The 13,191-nt window shown below is 72.6% G+C and carries 10 protein-coding genes; 6 read left to right on the top strand and 4 right to left on the bottom strand.

Features of this window, described 5'->3' with window-relative positions:
• Positions 1 to 138 precede the first annotated feature (138 nt).
• Positions 139 to 2,388, top strand: a complete 2,250-nt coding sequence (locus tag ACFYT9_RS08220) for an FG-GAP repeat domain-containing protein (protein WP_387271641.1) — start codon at positions 139 to 141, stop codon at positions 2,386 to 2,388.
• A 36-nt stretch (positions 2,389 to 2,424) separates the two neighbouring features.
• Positions 2,425 to 4,641, top strand: coding sequence for an FG-GAP repeat domain-containing protein (locus ACFYT9_RS08215; RefSeq protein WP_389161775.1), 2,217 nt, complete (start codon positions 2,425 to 2,427; stop codon positions 4,639 to 4,641).
• Here ACFYT9_RS08215 and ACFYT9_RS08210 read toward each other — a convergent pair.
• The gene (locus tag ACFYT9_RS08210; RefSeq protein WP_389161773.1) at positions 4,635 to 5,069 is read right to left on the bottom strand and encodes an ATP-binding protein; all 435 of its coding nucleotides are present in this window, start codon (positions 5,067 to 5,069) and stop codon (positions 4,635 to 4,637) included. The two genes, ACFYT9_RS08215 and ACFYT9_RS08210, sit on opposite strands and share 7 nt — an antisense overlap.
• 91 nt (positions 5,070 to 5,160) lie before the next feature.
• On the opposite strand from ACFYT9_RS08210, the gene ACFYT9_RS08205 reads away from it, so the two are divergent.
• On the top strand, positions 5,161 to 6,024 hold the full coding sequence (locus ACFYT9_RS08205) for a Scr1 family TA system antitoxin-like transcriptional regulator (protein ID WP_389161771.1): 864 nt from the start codon (positions 5,161 to 5,163) through the stop codon (positions 6,022 to 6,024).
• Entirely contained in the window at positions 6,021 to 6,266 is a 246-nt protein-coding gene (locus ACFYT9_RS08200; protein ID WP_389161769.1) for a DUF397 domain-containing protein, read from the top strand. Before ACFYT9_RS08205 ends, ACFYT9_RS08200 begins: the two co-directional genes overlap by 4 nt.
• Here the strand turns inward: ACFYT9_RS08200 and ACFYT9_RS08195 are convergent.
• A complete protein-coding gene (locus ACFYT9_RS08195) occupies positions 6,250 to 6,615 on the bottom strand; it encodes a hypothetical protein (RefSeq protein WP_389161767.1) in 366 nt (121 codons plus the stop codon). The genes ACFYT9_RS08200 and ACFYT9_RS08195 overlap by 17 nt on opposite strands.
• Before the next feature lie 192 nt (positions 6,616 to 6,807).
• Here ACFYT9_RS08195 and ACFYT9_RS08190 point away from each other — a divergent pair, with 192 nt between their 5' ends.
• Together ACFYT9_RS08190 and ACFYT9_RS08185 are read left to right on the top strand one after the other, a co-directional pair.
• Complete coding sequence (locus ACFYT9_RS08190; protein WP_389161766.1) at positions 6,808 to 8,799, top strand: protein kinase; 1,992 nt, start codon at positions 6,808 to 6,810, stop codon at positions 8,797 to 8,799.
• A gap of 178 nt (positions 8,800 to 8,977) precedes the next feature.
• Positions 8,978 to 10,690, top strand: coding sequence for an FG-GAP repeat domain-containing protein (locus ACFYT9_RS08185; RefSeq protein ID WP_389161764.1), 1,713 nt, complete (start codon positions 8,978 to 8,980; stop codon positions 10,688 to 10,690).
• A 133-nt stretch (positions 10,691 to 10,823) separates the two neighbouring features.
• Here ACFYT9_RS08185 and ACFYT9_RS08180 read toward each other — a convergent pair whose 3' ends face one another.
• Both ACFYT9_RS08180 and ACFYT9_RS08175 read right to left on the bottom strand, forming a co-directional pair.
• Positions 10,824 to 11,387, bottom strand: a complete 564-nt coding sequence (locus tag ACFYT9_RS08180; protein WP_387271625.1) for a hypothetical protein — start codon at positions 11,385 to 11,387, stop codon at positions 10,824 to 10,826.
• Entirely contained in the window at positions 11,380 to 13,188 is a 1,809-nt protein-coding gene (locus tag ACFYT9_RS08175; RefSeq protein WP_389161762.1) for an alpha/beta hydrolase, read from the bottom strand. Before ACFYT9_RS08175 ends, ACFYT9_RS08180 begins: the two co-directional genes overlap by 8 nt.
• Between the last annotated feature and the right edge of the window lie 3 nt (positions 13,189 to 13,191).

The raw sequence follows: 13,191 nt of genomic DNA, 5'->3' as shown, positions 1-13,191 counted from the left end.
GTTTACGGCGATTCGACCGGAAGGCGACTTGACGGACTGAAGAATCGCCGCCGAACTCCCCTACAACCTTGTGGGGTTGTCGCGAGTCCTGTGGGCGTGGCGCAGGGACGCCCACAGCCCGATCGGAAGGAATCCCCGTTGGACCACCTCAGCCTGGTCGGCCGCCGCCTCGCGACCGCCGTCGCCGTCGCCCTCGCGGTGACGGCCGGCGGCCTGACGGCAGCCCCGGCGGCCGTGGCGTCGCCGCCCACCGCCACCGTCACCGCGAAGACGGATTCGGATCCCGCCGTCATCGACCCGACGTCGGCACTGCGGGGCTGGGGGCCGTCCGGGTTCCTCAGCCGGGTCGGGTACGCGTCCGAGGGGCTCGGCTACCGGTGGACCCGGTACGCGGACGGCGTCTCGACCACGCTGCCCGCCTCCGCGATGCCCTACGTGGGCGCGGTGGGCGGTGACGTCGTCGCGCGTCAGGAGGGCGCGACGTACCACCTGCACGACATGGCGGCGGGCGGCGCCCCCGTCGCCGTCGACACCGCGTTCCTCGGGCCCTCGGCGACGTTCGCGCGTGTGGTGGGCCGCACGCTGGTGATGCGGACGGAGGACTCCCTCCGGCGCCACACCCTGCACGTCGTGTCCAAGGCGCCGGAGGGCGAGGCGGTGGGCCGGGCGGTCACCGGCTTCCCGGCGGACACGCGGATCGACTTCACCTGGCCCACCGTGCCCGGCCTCCTCGTCGTCAGCTACACCGGCACGGTGAACGGCGTCGGCGGGAAGCGGCTCGCCGTCGTGGACGTCGCGGAGGGGAAGGTCGTCGACGACCGGTCCGTCCCGGCCACCACTTCCGGGATCTCGGCCTCCGCCACACACGTGGCCTGGGTGGAGCGGCTCGCCGACGGGCGGTCGGTCGTGGTGACCGCCCGCCGGGGCTCGACCGCCACCGTCCGGCACACGGTGGCCGCGCAGGACCAGGGCCTCACGGTCTCCCTGGTGGGCGGCTGGGTCCTGTACGGCGTGCACGGCGGCTCCACCGCCGACAGCCCGAACCCGCTCCACCCGCTGCGGGCGGTCCCCGTGACCGGCGGAACGCCCTTCACCCTGCTCGACAGCACGGCGATGTCCTACGGCGGCGGGGCCGAACTCCTCGTCCAGGGCGGCACGGCGGCGCACGGCGAGGGCGTGTACCGGATCGTCCCCGGCGCCGACGGCAGGCCCGTCGCCACCCCGGTCGCGACCACCGGCCTGCGGACCACGCTCGGTGGGGTGACGCAGTCGGTCCCGACCACCGCCGACTTCAGCGCACCCGGCTCGTCGGCCTCCTTCGACTGGCGGTTCGGGCGCAGCAGGGCCTGGGTCGACCTCCGGATCACCCACTCCGCGTCGGGCGCCACATGGACCCAGGGCCTTCCCCTGGACGACGACCGGTTCGCCTCGCCCATGTACGGCCGCGCCCGGTTCGACTGGAACGGTCTCTTCGACAACCAGGTCTCCGCCCCCACCGGCGGCTACACCTGGACGGTGACCGCCACGCCGGACAACGGCGTCGGCGGAGCGCTGAAGCGGTCCGGCACCTTCCGGGTCACCAACAGGCCCGTCCAGCACGACTACTCGGGCAGCGCCTTCCCCGACCTCCTGGTGCGGAACAGGGACGGACGGCTCGTGTCGTACGACACCCGCCAGATCCTCTTCGAGCCTCACTCCTGGCTGCCGTGGACCGGGACGAACCGGGGCGGCGGCTGGCACGTCTACGACCGGATCCTCGCCACCGGCAACCTGGACGCCGGCCCCGCCTCCGACCTCGTCGCCCGCGACCGGACCGGAGTCCTCTGGTTCTACGCGAACAAGGGCTCCACGCTCGCCAAGCGCACGGCGATCGGCGGCGGCTGGAATACGTACGACAAGCTGGCGGCGGGCTCCGACCTGACCGGTGACGGCCGTCCCGACCTCGTCGCCACCGACCGCTCCGGCGTGCTGTGGCTGTACAGGGCCACCGGCGACGGCGCCAAGCCCTTCGCGCCGCGCAAGCGGATCGGCGGCGGCTGGGGCACGTACGACAACCTCTCCGCGCCCGGAAACCTGGGCGGTGCCCAGGCCGGCGACCTCCTCGCCCGCGACCGGGCCGGCGTCCTGTGGCTCTACCTCGGCAAGGGCGACGGCACCTTCGCGCCCCGCACGCGGGTCGGCGGCGGCTGGGGCGCGGCACACCACCTGATTCCCATCGGCGACTTCGGCCGCGACGGCCATCCCGACTTCCTCGCAGTCACCCTCGACCGCGACGGCCGGACGGTCTTCCAGCGCTACAAGGGCACCGGCGACTGGCACGCGCCCCTCGAACGAGCCGTGACGACCCCGGTGGACTGGAACGCGTCCCGAGCCGACCTCGTCTTCTGACCCCGGCCTCCACACTTCCCCTGGAGCGAACCACTCATGACGCACCGCAGACGCAACCTCCCGCGCCTCCTCGGCGCGGCCCTCGCCGGCAGCCTCGCGGTGACGGCCGGCGGCCTGACGCCCCCGGCGTTCGCGGCCGCTCCGGCACGCGCGGACGCGACCTCCGACCAGCGAGAGGTCTTCTCCCTGCCGCCCGGCACCCTCGCGTTCCCCGGGGGCCCGACCGGCTTCCTGACGCGTCACCCGGAGGGCTCCGGGTACGCCTACACGTGGGTGGGGCACGACGGGACCCGGACCCCGATGCCGGGAGGCAGCTACGCGGCGAGCACCGGCACGGACCTCGTCGTCCGCATCGGCGACACCACCCGCACCGTGATCGACATGGCCTCGGGAGCGGAGGTCGCCGCCTACGACGGCCTCCCGGCCACCGGGACGTACCGGGGGATGCACCACCAGGGCGCCTCTCTCGTCGTCGTGGGCTTCGGGGACGTACGGGTGCTGAGCAAGGACGCCCAGGGCGGGACGGTGGACCGCACCGTGACCGGCATTCCCGCAGGCGCCCAGGTCGTCGGCACGAGCGTCAACGACCCGGAGGACTTCCTCGTCCGGTACTCCGTGACGAAGGACGGCGTGACGGTGCACACGCTGGCCGTCGTGGACGTCGCCTCGGCGTCCGTGGTGGAGACCTACACGCCGCAGGGCCGGTCCGACGGCCTTGCCATGACCCTGTCGCGGACCCACGTGGCCTGGGTGGAACAGGGCGACGACCGCCGGGCCCGTACGGCCGTGGCCGCCCGGGGCACGTCCGAGGTCACCCGCACCGAACTCCCCGGCTCCGACGACGCGGCCCGGACAGCCCTGCGCATCACGGGCGACCGGCTCGTGTACGTCCGGCTCGGCGCCGCCACGCGCTGGACCGTGGGCGCCTTCGACCGCCCGGTCTCCGTCCCGCTCTCGAACCCCGCGGAGACGACGGTCCTGCCCCTCGCGCACACCGCGTTCTTCGCCCCGTCCGCCGACGGGTCGCTGCTCGTCTCCGGCGGGACGGTCGACGGGGGCGAGGGCCTGTACCGGGTCACTCCCGGCGCCGACGGAGCCCTGCCCACCGTGTCGCAGGTGGCCACCACCGGCGTGCCGACCGTCCTCACCGTCCTGGCGGATTCCCCGCCCGCGACCGGCACGGTCGACTTCGACCGGGCGGCCGGGAAGCTGTCCGCCGTCTGGAAGCTCAGCCGGTCCAACGCGCGCGTCAGCCTGAAGCTCACCCACACCGCCACCGGCCGGTCCGCCCTCGTCAAGGGCATGGCGACGACCGCGGACGGCACCGAGTGGCGCGCCGACTGGAAGGGCCTCCTCGCCACCAGGTACCCCGCGCACGCGGGTGCGTACACGTGGACCATGCGGGCCGAACCCGCCAACGGCATCGGCCCGGCCGTCGAGCGCACCGGCTCCCTCCGTCTGACCCGCGCGCCCCGGCCGCACGACTACGACGGCAACGGCTCGCCCGACATCCTCCACCGTTCCTCCGGCGGCGTCCTCTCCTCGTACGACCTCGGGCAGCTGCGGCAGCTCAGGTACAACGAGTCCGAGACGGAGACGCGGATCGGCGGCGGGTGGAACACGTACGACCGGATCACCGCCACCGGGAACACAGGCGGCACCGCCGCCCCGGACCTCGTCGCCCGGGACCGCGCCGGCGTGCTCTGGTGGTACGCGGGCAAGGGTGACGGCACCTTCGCCACCCGCTCCCGGGTCGGCGGCGGCTGGAACACCTACACCAAGCTCACCGGCGGCTCGGACGTGACCGGCGACGGCCGGAACGACCTCCTCGCCGCCGACAAGGCCGGCGTCCTCTGGCTCTACCCCGGCACCGGCGACGCCACGGCCCCCTTCGCCGCCCGCAAGCGCGTCGGCGGCGGCTGGGGCGACTACAACCTCGTCTCCGCCACCGGCGACCTCGCCGGGGCCACCGCCGGAGACCTCGTCGCCCGCGACCGGGCCGGCGTCCTGTGGCTGTACCTCGGCAAGGGCGACGGCACCTTCGCGCCCCGAACCCGGATCGGCGGCGGCTGGAGCACGTACGACGAGGTCATCGGCGTCGGTGACCTCGACGGCGACGGCCGGAACGACCTGGCCGCGCGGGGCGCGAACTACGAGTACCTGTACGTCTACCGCGGCACGGGCCAGTGGCGGACCCCGCTCCAGCCTGCGGAACAGTTGCAGCGCTGGCTGGACTGGCACGACATCTACTGACGCGGATACCCGCCGGCCAGCGGGACGGTCGCCCAGACCGTCTTGCCGACCTGACGGTCCTTGACGCCCCAGGTGGTGGCGAGGGCGGCTACGAGGAGGAGTCCGTAGCCGCCCTCGTCGGGTTCCGGGGTCGGTAAGGGACGGCGTTCGGCCCGCGCGTCGGAGAGTTCGACCGTGACGTGGTCGCCGGCGCACCCCATGCGGAGCTCGAAGTCGCGGCCGGGCACCCGGCCGTGCCGGACCGCGTTGTTCGCCAGCTCCGCCACCACCAGCTCCGCCGCCTCCGCCGCCGCGCCCGTGACGCCCCAGTCGCGCAGCTGGTGCGCCGCGAGCAGTCGGGCGAGACGCGCGCCCCGGGGCGTGGGACTCAGACGGAGCGTGAACTCCGGCGCGTACTCACTTCTTCGAGGGGAGATTTCCGGCTTCATGACGTCGAGAGTGGCCCCGCCGCCCTACGCTGACCAGCAGCGACGCCACGACGCTGGGTAACTGTACGGGTACGCCAAGAGGGCGGTACGGATGTCGGGGAAGCACGAGGAACGGCCGGAGCGGCCCTCCGAAGTGGACGGTACGGCGCACTTGTTCAAGGCGCTGGGGAAGATCCTGAAGGTGCTGCGCCAGAACGCGGGCCTCAGTCAGGCGCAACTCGCGGCGGACACGCACTGCAGCGAGGACCTCGTCTCCGCGATGGAGCGGGGGGTACGGACGCCACAGCCGGAGTTCCTGCTGCGGGCGGAGGACGTGCTGAGGGCGGGGGGTGTGCTGGCGGCGGCGGTGGAGGACACGGAGAGGGCGATCGCGCGGGCGCGGGTGCGGCACCCGGACTGGTTTCGCAGTTTCGCGGCTGCGGAGGCGAGTGCGGTGGCGCTGCACTACTACGAGGTCCAGGCCGTTCCGGGCCTCTTGCAGACGGAGGCGTACGCACGAGCGGTCATGCGCCACCGGCGGCCGGTCTGGGACGAGGAGACGATCGAGAAGTGGGTGGCCGACCGGCTGGCCCGTCAGTCGATCTTCGACAAGTGGCCGCCTACGACGATCAGCTTCGTGCTGGAGGAGGCGATCCTGCGCCGCCCCACGGGCGGTGCGGACGTCCATCGCGAGCAACTGCGCCACATCGCGCGGATCGCGAACCGACGCACGGTCCACCTCCAAGTCATGCCACTCGGGTGGGAGGAACATCCCTCGCTCGACGGGGCTTTCACCCTCCTGACGCCACCTGGGCGCCGCGAAGTCGCGTACACCGAGATCTACGGGCACCCCCGCCTCATCACAGCGCCCGAAGAGGTGCACGTGTACTCCGATCGCTATGGGATCATCCGGGCGCAGGCACTCACGCCCCGCGAGTCCCTGGAGTTGATCGAGAAGATGCTGGGAGAGCTATGAGCACCACCGATCTGGCCTGGTTCAAGAGCAGCTACAGCAGCGGCGAGGGCGGCAACTGCATCGAGGTCGCCTACCACTGGCGGAAGTCCAGCTACAGCCTGAACGAGGACGCCTGCTGCGTAGAGGTCGCCGCTCACCCCACCACCGTCCACGTCCGTGACTCCAAGGTCCCCCACGGCCCCCAGCTCGCCGTCGCCCCGGCGGCCTGGGCGGCCTTCGTGGCGGTCACCTCGCGGGCGTAGAGCCGTTCTGGCCCCTCCGCAGAGCCTCCCTGAGCGTCGGCCAGGGGGGCTCTCCGTCTTCCATGACGTCCAGGACGACGTCCAGCAGTTCCGCCGGCAGCGTCTCCTTGTGGCCGACCACGTCCACGACCGGGATCAGGAGGACCGCGTCCGGGTCGAGGCGGGTGTCGAGGGCTCCGTGCGGGACGGGGAGGACCTCGATCCAGTCGTCGCCGTGCTCGTCCGTGACGGACATCGGGTCGAGGCGCAGCACGGGGTGCTGGAGGCCGAGGCGGAGGCTGAAGCGGCGGCGGGAGGGCGGCTTCGGCTTGCGGTAGGCGTAGACGATGTCGCCGGGGGCGGGTCGCATGGGTCCAGGGTCGGGGCCGCCGGTGGCGGAGGGAAGAACTCCGGACGTACGTCACCGCACCCTTCCGGCCACTTCAACCACAGCCGCGTAACAACGGCTTGACGCCGATTCAGATGCCGATCGCCCTGGGCTACCCTGTGGCCCATGCAGGGGGAATTGGAAAACCACTCTAATTTGGTCGGAAGCGGTGCGATGCCGCTGGACGCGGACGACCCGCGCCGTATCGGCGCCTTCCGCCTGCTCGGCGTGCTCGGGTCCGGCGGGATGGGCCGCGTGTACCTGGGCGCGGTCCCGGGGACGTACGCGGCCGTCAAGCGGGTGCTGCCGACGCTCGCCGAGGACAAGGACTTCCTCAGTCACTTCGGGCACGAGCTGGACAACCTGGCGCGGCTGCCCGCCGGGGCCAGTACGAAGCTGCTGGCGAGCGACCGGCTCGCGAAGCCGCCGTGGTTCGCGACGGAGTTCATCCCGGGCGTGACGCTCAACGACGCGCTGCGGCTCAACAACGGGCCCCTGCCGCCCGAAGCACTGTGGCGGCTGCTGCGGGAGGCGGCGGCGGGGCTGCGGGCGGTGCACGCGGCCGAGATGGTGCACCGGGACCTCAAGCCGTCGAACGTGATGCTGACCGGGAGCGGGCTCTCGCTCATCGACTTCGGGGTGGCGCGGGCGGCCGACCAGAGCCGGCTGACCAAGACCGGCATGATCATCGGCACGCCGGCCTACATGGCGCCCGAACAGGCCGTCGCCGACAAGCAGCTGACCGGGGCGGCGGACGTCTTCGCGCTCGGCAGCCTCGTGCTGTACGCGGCGAACGGACGGCCGCCGTTCGGCGACGGGTCCGGGCACGACCTGCTCTACCGGGTCGTGCACGGCGAGCCCGACTTCGGGCGGCTCACGGAGACGGACCCGGACCTGGCGGACCTCGTACGGACGTGTCTGGCCAAGGACCCCGAGGACCGGCCGTCCGCGACCGAGCTCGTCGGGCACGCGGACGCCCGGGCGGCGGGGGTCGCCTGGCCGGAGCCGGTGGCGGCGCGGATCGCCGAGCGTGCCGCCTTCGCGGCCGGGGCGCCCTCCGAGGAGGCGCTGGCGGAGCTGGAGGCGGCCGACCCCTCGCAGGACGTGGCCACGGCCCCGCTGACCCCGCAGGCGGCGGCGACCGGCCCCGCGTACGTGATCTCCGGGCAGCAGGGGGACGGCAAGGAGCGCAAGCGGCGCAACCGGCTCGTCATGATGGCCGTGCCCGTCGTGGTGACCACCGGGACGACGCTGACGCTGACCCTCGCCCCGTACGAGTGGCGCGCGGACGCGCAGGACCGGCCCTCCGCCTCCCCGACCTCGGTCATCGACCCGCCGGGCGGGCAGCCGTCCTCGGTGACGCCGCCCGGCTCGAAGCCGCCGTCGTCCGCGAAACCGTCCGCGAAGCCTTCGGGCAAGCCGTCGGCGCCGGCGTCCTCCGTGCCGCCCGGCTCCCCGCCCGCTCCCGGCGCTCCGCCGCCGCCCGTGGACGGGGGCGGAGCCGTCTCCGGGGGTGGAGCGGTCTCCGGGGGCGGCGGGACCGCGTCCGGCGGCGGCTCGTCCTCCTCCGGAGGCTCCTCGGGCGGCTCCTCCAGCACCTCCGGCGGCTCGTCCGGAGGCTCGTCCAGCACCTCCGGCGGCTCGTCCTCCGGCGGTACGACCACCCGCCCGCCGACCTCCGCCCCACGGCCCACCACGGCCCCGCCGGCACCGAAGCCGACGCCCAAGCCGACCCCGAAGCCGACGTCGGGCGGGGGCGGATCGGGGTCCGGGGGGACGTACGCGCTGGAGAACGGGAGCACCGGCAACTGCCTGGCAGACCACGACCCGGGGTACGGCGCCGGGGTCTACGCGCTGCAGTGCGGCCCCAGTACGAGCACGTCCGGCTTCTCCTGGACCTACCGGACCTCCGCGGACGGCAGTTTCCGGCTGGTCAGCAAGAAGACCGGAAAGTGCCTGGAGGGCAGCGGATTCAGCGCCACGACCGCCGCCTGCAACGGTGCGGCCTCCCAGTCCTGGAAGTTCGCGACCTCTTCGGCGACCGGCCGGCAGATCAAGAACGTGGGAAGCGGGCAATGCCTGTCCTACAACCCGGGCGCGGTGCACACCTTCACCTGCGACGTCGCTTACGCGAGCCAGTTCTGGCGCAACATCGGCGCCCTCTAGTCCACGGGGGATCCGGCAGGGCTCGAAAACGAGTTGCACTCTCGAAGATCCTTGCCAGTACAATCCGCCCACGCATCCGGGGGGGTGCCGCCACTCCGCACGGACCCGATTCCAGGGTCGCGCGGGGATGCCACAGGCCCTTTTCCGGCCCGTCTCCATGTTTCCCCAGGGGGGATCCTTGCCTTTCGCGTTCTCCGGGCGTGCCATCCGCGTCGCCACCTGCACCGCGCTCGCCCTGTCCGCCGGCATGCTGCCGGCGTCCCCCGCCTTCGCCGGATCGGCCCCCGTGCCGGACCTGAGGCGGCCGCTGACCGACACCACGGCGGTGCCGACGCTCAGCGAACCGGCGCCCGCCGGCACGGCCCGCGCCGCCGCCGACGTGTCGGGCGCCCCGAAGGCCCGCTTCGACGTGACCGGTGACGGCAGGACCGACCTGATCCACCGCACGCGCAACGGCTTCACCTACCTCGCTCCGTCCGAGGGCGGGACGCACCTCGAGTTCGCCACCGCCGGCACGACCACCGACCTCGACCTCGTCCCGCTCGGGCACCAGGACGCCGGGGTCGGGCCCGAGCTGCTCTCGGTCTCCGCGAACGGCGCCCTGCGCCTGTACTCGCACGCGTCCCAGAGCGGGTCCACGCTCAGCTGGACCGGTTACGGCTGGAACATCTACAACAAGGTGTTCTCGCCCGGTGACGTCGACGGCGACGGCAGGGCCGACGTCATGGCCCGCCAGTACAACGGCGACCTGTACTTCTACCGCGCGACCGGAACCCTCTCGGCGCCCTTCGCCGCCCGCGTGAAGGTGGGCCCCGGCTGGGGCGCGTACGACCAGCTCGTGGGCCTCGGTGACAACGACGGCGACGGCAGGGGCGACGTGCTCGCCCGCACCCCGGCCGGCCAGGTGTACTTCTACGGCAGCACGGGCGACAAGCGGGCGCCGTTCAAGCCGCGCAAGGCCCTCGCCACCGGCTGGCAGGTCTACAACCAGATCGTCGCCGTCGACGACCGCAACCTCGACGGCCGCGCCGACCTGTTCGCGCGCGACCTGAACGGCACCCTGTGGGCCTACTACGGCCGCGGGAACGGCACGTTCACCGCGCGGGCGCAGGCCGGCACCTCCTGGAACAAGGTCGACCAGTTCGGCGGGGCGGGCAACGTCCCGTCCCTCGGCAAGACCCTGTTCATGGGCCGGGACAAGGCCGGGACCCTGTTCTGGCACCGCGGCCTGAACAACGGCAGGCTCGCCCCCCGCGAGCAGGTCAGCGACACCGGCGGCTGGGCGGCCGCCGGCCTGATGACGCTCGCCCACGCGCTCGACGGCAACACGATCCCCGACCTCCTGTTCGTCCACCAGGGCCACCTCGTCAGCACCTCGACCAAGAAGGACTTCGGCGGCGGCTGGCAGGTCTACGACCGGCTCGTCGGCCCCGGCGACCTGTCCGGCGACGGAAAGTCGGACCTCCTCGCCCGTGACAGGTCCGGCGTGCTGTACCTGTACCGGGGCAACGGCGCCGGCACCGGCTTCTCCTCCCGCGTCCGGGTCGGTGCGGGCTGGAACGCGTACGACCAGATCGTCGGCGCGGGCGACCACACCGGCGACGGCCGCGCGGACATCGTGGCGCGCGACCGCTCCGGCAGCCTCTACCTGTACCGGGGTACGGGCTCCGCGACGGCGCCGTTCGCGGGCCGGCTGCGCCTCGGCGGCGGCTGGGGCGCGTACAGCAAGCTGGTGGCGCCGGGCGACCTCAGCGGCGACGGCCGGGCCGACCTGCTCGCGGTGACCGCCTCGGGCGACCTCTACCGCTACCTGGGCACCGGCACCAGCGCCGGCATCGGCGCGCGGGCGAAGATCGGCAACGGCTTCCAGACGTACCGCGACCTGTACTAGCGGCACCGGGCCCGCGGCCCGTACCGCCGGAGCGTGAGCCCCTCACCGACCCGTCGGCGAGGGGCGCACGGCGCCGAAGACCGGGACCCCGCCCTCCCCGGCGCGGAAGGCGACCTCCAGCGGCACGTCCGCGTCAGTACTCGCCGTCCAGGTCGGCGGCGGAGGCCGCGCGGTAGCAGGCGGAGACGACCTTGAAGTTGAGCATGGTCTGGTTGCCTCCGTCCTTCATGGCGACGACGTGCACGGCGAACTGCTCGGTCTTGTTCTCGGCGTAGATCTCCGGGTCCTGGGCCTGGGAGTTCGCCTTGCCGTCCTTGGTGATCTTCCAGCCGTGCTCGCCGAGCTTCTCGCGCAGGCTCCGCATGCCGCTGTCGACCTGCGCGTCGGTCAGGGCGTACACGGACCAGGGGTGCGAGGTGGAGAACAGGTCCTCGCCGTACTCGGAGCAGCGCGAGACGCTCGGGCCCGGCTCGGTGACCTTGCCCTTGATCCCCGTCAGCTCCAGGAGGCGGCTGGAAACCTCCTGCGCCTTCGCACGGGCCGGGTCCGGGTCCATCCGGACCGGCGTGTAGTCGAGTTCCTTCACGTCCGAACACCCCACAGTCAGCGCCGCCAGCGACGCGATGGCGGCCGCGAGGGCCAGCGCCCTCGGGCCGGAGACGGCACGTCGGCCGATCGCGTTCCGTATGTCAGTCACGTTGCACCTTGTCGTACTGCCCGGCGACCACCGACGCCTGGTTCTGGATGCTCAGGGAGCCGTCCCTCCAGTAGTCGGTGTGGCTACCGGAATCGTGGGCCATGATATTGGCCCCGAAGCTCTCGTCGGACGGCACGTTCTGCCCCCAGACGGCGCCGAACGGCAGCAGCTCCTGCCACCAGTCGGAGTTGCGGCCGAGACCGGCGAACTTGCCGCCCAGTGGCACCTGGTCGTCGGTGAAGCCGCCCGCCTGGGACCAGACGTGGCCCTCCTCGACGTCGAGCTCCTTGGCGTACTCGACGAGCATGCCGGGGCTGCCGACCGCGATGATGTCGTCGGTGCGGAGGTCGCCGCCGTTGGAGGCCGCGCCCAGGACCGTGGACCCGTAGCTGTGGCCGATGAGCGTGGTGTGGCTCTTGTCGTCGCCGCCCTGGACATGCTCCAGGCCCGACATGAAGCGATTCAGGTCGGGGGCCGCGGTGTGGGCGTAGTGCTCCTTCATCGCCTCCGGGACGATGCTCTGCGGGGCGTCGTAGCCGATCCAGGTGATGGTCGAGACGTTCTGGCCGGGGACCTTGGCGCTGGTCTCCTTCCACATCTCGCTCATGTGGTGGATGTACTTCTCGGTCTCCGTGATGTTCGTGTACGTGCCGGGGACGAAGACGGCGGTGTGGTCGGCGATGTCGGGGTTGCCGTTGGCGACGACGGCCCGCCCGCCGCCCTTGGTGTCGTAGCCCAGCAGGTACGCCTCCGGCAGGCCGTTCCGGCCGGTCGCGTCGAAGCGGGCCTGGATGGCGTTCACGCCCTTGAGGTTGTCGGTCACGGTCTTGAGCTCGCCGCCGTACTTCTCGTCCCACACCGTCCACGCCGGGTTGCGGTACGGGTAGCTGTTCCCGTAGAGGACCTTCTGCGGCTCCGGGGGGATCGCGGCGAGGCGGAGTTCGAGATCCGCCCGCTTCTCCGCGAGGACGACGCGGTTGGCCTCGTCGCGGGTGGCGGAGGGCAGCCCGTCGAGGGCGCCGACCTGCGCCGCGTTCAGCGACATGTAGGCGGACTGCTCCTCGGGCGTCAGCCCCTTCCACCAGGCCGCGTTCTCCTTCGGGTCCCCGCTCTTCGGGGCGTCCGGCAGGGAGTCGAGGTAGCCCTTGCCCGCCTCGCGGACGCCGCCGGTGTCCGCGTGGGCGTCGGTCCAGTCGCGGTGGGAGACCTTCAGGTCGTCGTCGGCCTTCAGCGCCCGGAGCCTGGGCGCCCACTTCGCGTCCGCGTCGCCGGCCTCCTTCAGCGCGTCGGCGATCCGGTTCGCGTACCCCATGGCCTTGCCGTAGTGCGGGTTCGGGTGGATGTTCACCGCCTGGCGCTCGATCGCGTCGGACGTCTCCGTGCCCCCGGCGCTCCCGCCGACCGTGCCTCCGGGAGCGTCCTTCTCCTCGCCGGGCTTGCGGCCCGCCGGGTACGACACAGAGCCGTTCGCCTCCACCGTGCAGCCGTTGGCGGAGGCGTCCGCCAGGGCCGTGTCCAGCTTCCGCTTGGCCACCGCCATGTCGAAGGCGAAACCGTTCAGCGCGGTACTGACCAGACCGCACTCGGTCTGCGCGTAGTGGAAGTTCTTCGACAGCTCCTTGAGCTCCGCCAGGGCGGCGTTCGCCGCCGCGCCCTCCAGTCGGTCCTTGCGCATGCCCGCGGCGATCTGGTTGTCGAGGGTGTCCTTGGCGGTGCTCGCCATGTCACCGGCCGCCCGGTAGCCGTCCGCCGCCTGCTCGTACTCCGCCGGCTTGAAGGCCTTCAGCGTCGCGAGGTCCATGTC

The sequence above is a fragment of the Streptomyces sp. NPDC004435 genome, assembly GCF_042873895.1.
GTDB lineage: Bacteria > Actinomycetota > Actinomycetes > Streptomycetales > Streptomycetaceae > Streptomyces.
Note: the sequence above shows the minus strand (reverse complement) of the source record. Positions and strands in the feature narration are given on the sequence as shown.

Bases quoted from the DNA above. Each gene is read 5' to 3' on its own strand.
- ACFYT9_RS08215 (WP_389161775.1), top strand. From the start codon at position 2,425: ATGACGCACCGCAGACGCAACCTCCCGCGCCTCCTCGGCGCGGCCCTC.
- ACFYT9_RS08210 (WP_389161773.1), bottom strand. From the start codon at position 5,069: ATGAAGCCGGAAATCTCCCCTCGAAGAAGTGAGTACGCGCCGGAGTTC.
- ACFYT9_RS08205 (WP_389161771.1), top strand. From the start codon at position 5,161: ATGTCGGGGAAGCACGAGGAACGGCCGGAGCGGCCCTCCGAAGTGGAC.
- ACFYT9_RS08200 (WP_389161769.1), top strand. From the start codon at position 6,021: ATGAGCACCACCGATCTGGCCTGGTTCAAGAGCAGCTACAGCAGCGGC.
- ACFYT9_RS08195 (WP_389161767.1), bottom strand. From the start codon at position 6,615: ATGCGACCCGCCCCCGGCGACATCGTCTACGCCTACCGCAAGCCGAAG.
- ACFYT9_RS08190 (WP_389161766.1), top strand. From the start codon at position 6,808: ATGCCGCTGGACGCGGACGACCCGCGCCGTATCGGCGCCTTCCGCCTG.
- ACFYT9_RS08175 (WP_389161762.1), bottom strand. From the start codon at position 13,188: ATGGACCTCGCGACGCTGAAGGCCTTCAAGCCGGCGGAGTACGAGCAG.